This is a genomic window from Micromonospora deserti (assembly GCF_003236335.1).
GTDB lineage: Bacteria > Actinomycetota > Actinomycetes > Mycobacteriales > Micromonosporaceae > Micromonospora > Micromonospora deserti.
The window spans coordinates 1-4,081 of the sequence record NZ_POUB01000398.1 but is presented as its reverse complement, the minus strand read 5'-3'; the positions used below and the strand labels follow the sequence as shown (position 1 = coordinate 4,081).

Below are 4,081 nucleotides of genomic sequence, written 5' to 3'. Positions count from 1 at the left end.
CCCCCCGGTGCCGCACTGGGGTGCGGAACCGGCCGTCCGGGCCCCGCCCCACCACCGCCCGGACGCTGGCCACGTGCAGGTTGAGCCCCTCTAGCAGCAACATCGGGAAGAACAGCCACGCCTGCCGGCGGGCCAGCCAGCGGGCGACGCCCCGGGTGGCGACGGCCTGCTCGTACGTCCAGGCCAGCGCGCCCGCCCCCACGTCCGGGTCCTCCTCGGTGTGGTTCGGGTTGGCGTGGTGCCGGTTGTGCTTGTCCACCCACCAGCCGTAGCTGAGCCCCACCGCCAGGTTGCCGGCGAGCAGCCCCACCGCCTCGCTAGGCCCTCGCCGGCGGAACATCTGCCGGTGCCCGGCGTCGTGGCCGAGGAACGCCACCTGGGTGGTCGCGACGGCGAGCCCGGCGGCCACCAGGAGCTGCGCCCAGGAGTCCCCGACCAGCGCCACCGCGGCCCAGCCGGCGGCGAAGAGCCCGAGGGTGAGCACGATCCGGACCACGTACCAGCCCGGGCGTCGCTCCAGCAGACCCGCCCCGCTGATCTGTCGGGACAACTGGGCGTAGTCACTTCCCCGCCGCACCGGTGGATCCGCCACCGCTTCGAGCACCATTCCCGCTCCCGTTCCTCGACCCCGGGGCCGTGCCGGCCGGCGCGACCCCTGCCATCGAGTCTCGGCAGGATGGTTGCGCTGAGTAACCCTGCCCACCCCCCGATCGGTGGTAGGGCTCGCCCTACCCGTAGGGGTTTGCCCGCATCGACGGGCCATCGCGCGGTCAGCCCATCCGGCCGACCGCCGCCCGGAGCCGGGCCAGGTCGCGCCGGCGCCGCTCGTACGTGGCGGCGAGCCCGATCAGCGCGAACCCGCCGACGGCCAGGAAGATCCACCGGGGCAGCAGGTCCCAGCTGCGGGCCAGCTCGTGCAGCGCGAGCAGCGCCAGCGTCGCACCGGCGAGCAGCACCGGGGCCTGCCAGCGGCGGGCCGCGCCGAGCAGCACCGCGCCCAGGGCGGCCGCGCCCAGCAGCAGCCGCCGCCACGGCTGCGGGTCGGATGCGGCCAGCACCGACGCCAGGCTCGGCAGCAGCGCGGCGGCCAGCCCCGGACCGAGCGCGAGCCAGCTGGTCAACCCGGGGCGGGTGCGCAACGCGACCAGACCGGCGCCGAGGGCCAGCGCCGCCGCCGGCACGGTGTACGCCTCAAGTACCGCCACGCCCCCCGCGGCCAGCAGCAGCCAGGCGCCGAGCAGTTCGCTGCCGCCGGCGATGGCCGCCAGCGCCCAACGCCGGCCCACCGGCTCACCCCGGCGCAGCACCCGCAGCCCGACGGCGGCGCCCCACATCGCGCAGACGGCAGCCGCATGCCGGAGCGCGTCCGCCGCGATCAGCACCGCCACCACCGCCACGGCCTGGGCGGCGGCGTCCAGCGCGGACCCCGCTGTGCGCCCCCGACCGGCCGGCGCGGCGGCGGCCCCCGCCACGCCCGGCGCCGCGGCCGTCCGGGACGCCGGCGGCCCGACCGGGTGGCCGGGCGCGCCGGCTGCGGCCGGGCGGTCCGGGCGGGTGAACGTCCCGGCCGCGGCGAGGGTGAGCACCGCCACGGCGAGCACGGTGAACGCCGCAGCGCGCAGCGGCAGCCCGCCGGCCAGCGGCGCGGTGACGGCGAGGCCGGTCGCCGCGAGCACCGCCACCAGGCAGCCGGTGAGCCGTGCCTCGTCCCGGCGGGCGGCCACGCCGACCACCGTCGCCGCCACCACCAGCACGCCGAGGCCGGCAAGCGTGCCGGCCCGGGTGGCGAGCAGCCCGAGCAGCCCGGAACCGGCGAGCACCAGACCGACCGGCACCCCGATCGGGGTGAGCAGCGGGCGGGGCCCGGCCAGCGCGGCGACCAGCACGGCGGCCGCCCCGCCGAGCAGCGCCACGGCCGGCAGCACCGGCCAGGGCGCTCCGGCGGCCACCAGCGACACCGGCACCGCCGCCGCGGCGAACGGCAGCGCCACCAGCACCGCCCGCCACCGTCCACCGTCGACCCCGGGCGGGACGGTCAGCGCGGCGGCGACGGCCAGCACGGCCAGCGCCACGCCGGCCGGGAGCGCGCCCGGATCGGGTTCCACCGCGGGCGCCCCGGCCCAGGGCGACACCTGCCCGTACGGGCTGAGCAGCGCCCGCAGCACCACCGGCAGGGCGGCGGCGAGCGACACCACGAGCAGCCCGACAGTGGCCACCCGCCCGGCGGTGCCGGCGCGCACGCCCAGCGCCGCCAGCAGGGCCGCCACCGCGGCGTAGATCGTCACCGGTTCCTCGGCCGGTACGACCACCGGCGCCAGCCCGACCGCCACCACGGCCACGGCCAGCCCGGCCGAGGCGTACCCCCGCAGGTCGGGCCAGTGTCGACGGACCGCGAGCAGCGCGACCGGCAGCAGCGCGGCGCCGGCTGCGGCGGCCCGCGCCTGCCACCAGGGCGGCACCCCGGCGGCGAGCGCCGCGACGGCGGCGCCCGCCGGGACGGCGGGCAGCACCAGGCCCAGCGCCACCCCGGCCACCCGGCGCTGAACGGCCGTGCCCCGCCGGCCGACGGCGGCCACGACGGTGCCCGCGACCAGGACCACCCCGAGCACCGCACCGGCGCCCCGGGGAGCGGCCAGCCCCACCGCCAGCCCGTGCCCGAGCAGGGCCGCCCCCGCCAGCGCCGGGCTGAGCGCGGTCGCGGACCGGGCCCACGGCCGGGCCACCGCGACGGCCAGCAGCGCCACGCCCGCCAGCAGGTCCGCGAGGACCACCGCCGGCCAGGGCGCCGCCCACCCGGCGGGCAGCGCGAGCACCGTCGCCGCCACCCCGGCCGCGGCCAGCGCCGGCCGGACCGCCCGGGGCAGCAGCCACGCCACGGCCGCCACGGTCAGCGCCGCGGCCACCGGCAACTGCCACCCCCAGGCGAGTTCCGGCCCGGCGGCGGCACCCTGCCACGGGGGCAGCGACCGGCCGACGGCGGCGCCCGCGAGCGCGGCGGTCAGCAGCACCGTGAACTGCGCCAACCCGCCGGCCACCAGCAGCCCACCGACCCGGGGGCCGGCTCGCCACCCGGCCGGCAGCAGCCGGACCGCACCGGCCAGCACCGCCGCGACCAGCGCGCTGAGCACCAGCAGCAGCCCCGGCCGCAGCTCGGCCACCGGCCGGACGGCCGCGCCGGCCAGCACCGGCACCAGCAGCCCGGCGGCGACGCCGCGGAACACCGCCCCGCCGGTGAGCACCGCCCCGCCGAGCAGGGCAAACCCGACCAGTAGCAGGGGAAACCCGGCCAGCACCGGCGTGCCGGCCGCCCGCCCCAGCGCGAGCGGCACCAGCGCGCAGCTCGCGGCCACGACCAGCGCGGCCGCGTAGCCGACCCCGGCGGCGACCCGTCCACCGAGCAGCGCCCCGGGCGTGGCCGCACCGCCGCCGGCCGGCCCCCCGACGGCCGGCGGCGAGGACGACGTCCCGGACTCCGCCGGCCCCCCGCCGGCGGTCACCTCGGCCCCGGCGGCCGGCCCGGCGAGCCCGTCCCGGCCGCCCAGCGCGGCCAGCACCGCGAGGTCGAGCAGCGCCACCCCGACGAAGACCACCGACCAGCCACCGGCCTCCGGCCGCGCCTCGGCGGCGAGCAGCGGCAGCACCGGCTGTGCGCCGAGCAGGGCCGCGAACCATGGCACGGTCAGTCCGCTGATCCGGGCGTACCCGGCGGCGACCGCCGCGCCGGCCCCCCCGACCAGCGCGGCGTACCGGGTGGCCGGCCAGCCGGCCACGCCGAACAGGTCCACCGTCCAGGCGGCGTACCCGTCGAGGAACACCAGCAGCAGCCCCACCGCGGCGAAGGTCTCCGCGGTGCCCCGCAGCCCGCGCCGCACCGCCACCAGCGGGCCGGCCAGCGCCAGCGCGGTGAACGCGGCCAGGATCAGCGCCCGGCCGGCGACCCCTACCGCCGCCCAGGCGACCGCCGTGAAGACCACCGCCGCGGTGCCCAGCAGCAGTCCACCGAGGACGAAGAGCAGGCCCTGCACGGTCCGGGCCGAGGTCTCCGCGCCGCCGACCGCCCCCGTGCCGGTCGGCCCCGGCC

Annotated in this window: 2 protein-coding genes; both read right to left on the bottom strand. The window is 80.4% G+C overall.

Annotation, left to right across the window (positions count from 1 at the left end; genetic code table 11):
- Positions 1-607, bottom strand: a 607-nt coding sequence (locus C1I99_RS29975) for a fatty acid desaturase family protein (protein WP_199562442.1), incomplete at its 3' end; no start/stop codon positions are given.
- Between the two features lie 163 nt (positions 608-770).
- A partial coding sequence (locus C1I99_RS32985) for an SCO7613 C-terminal domain-containing membrane protein (RefSeq protein ID WP_111137538.1) occupies positions 771-4,081 on the bottom strand: 3,311 nt, incomplete at its 5' end.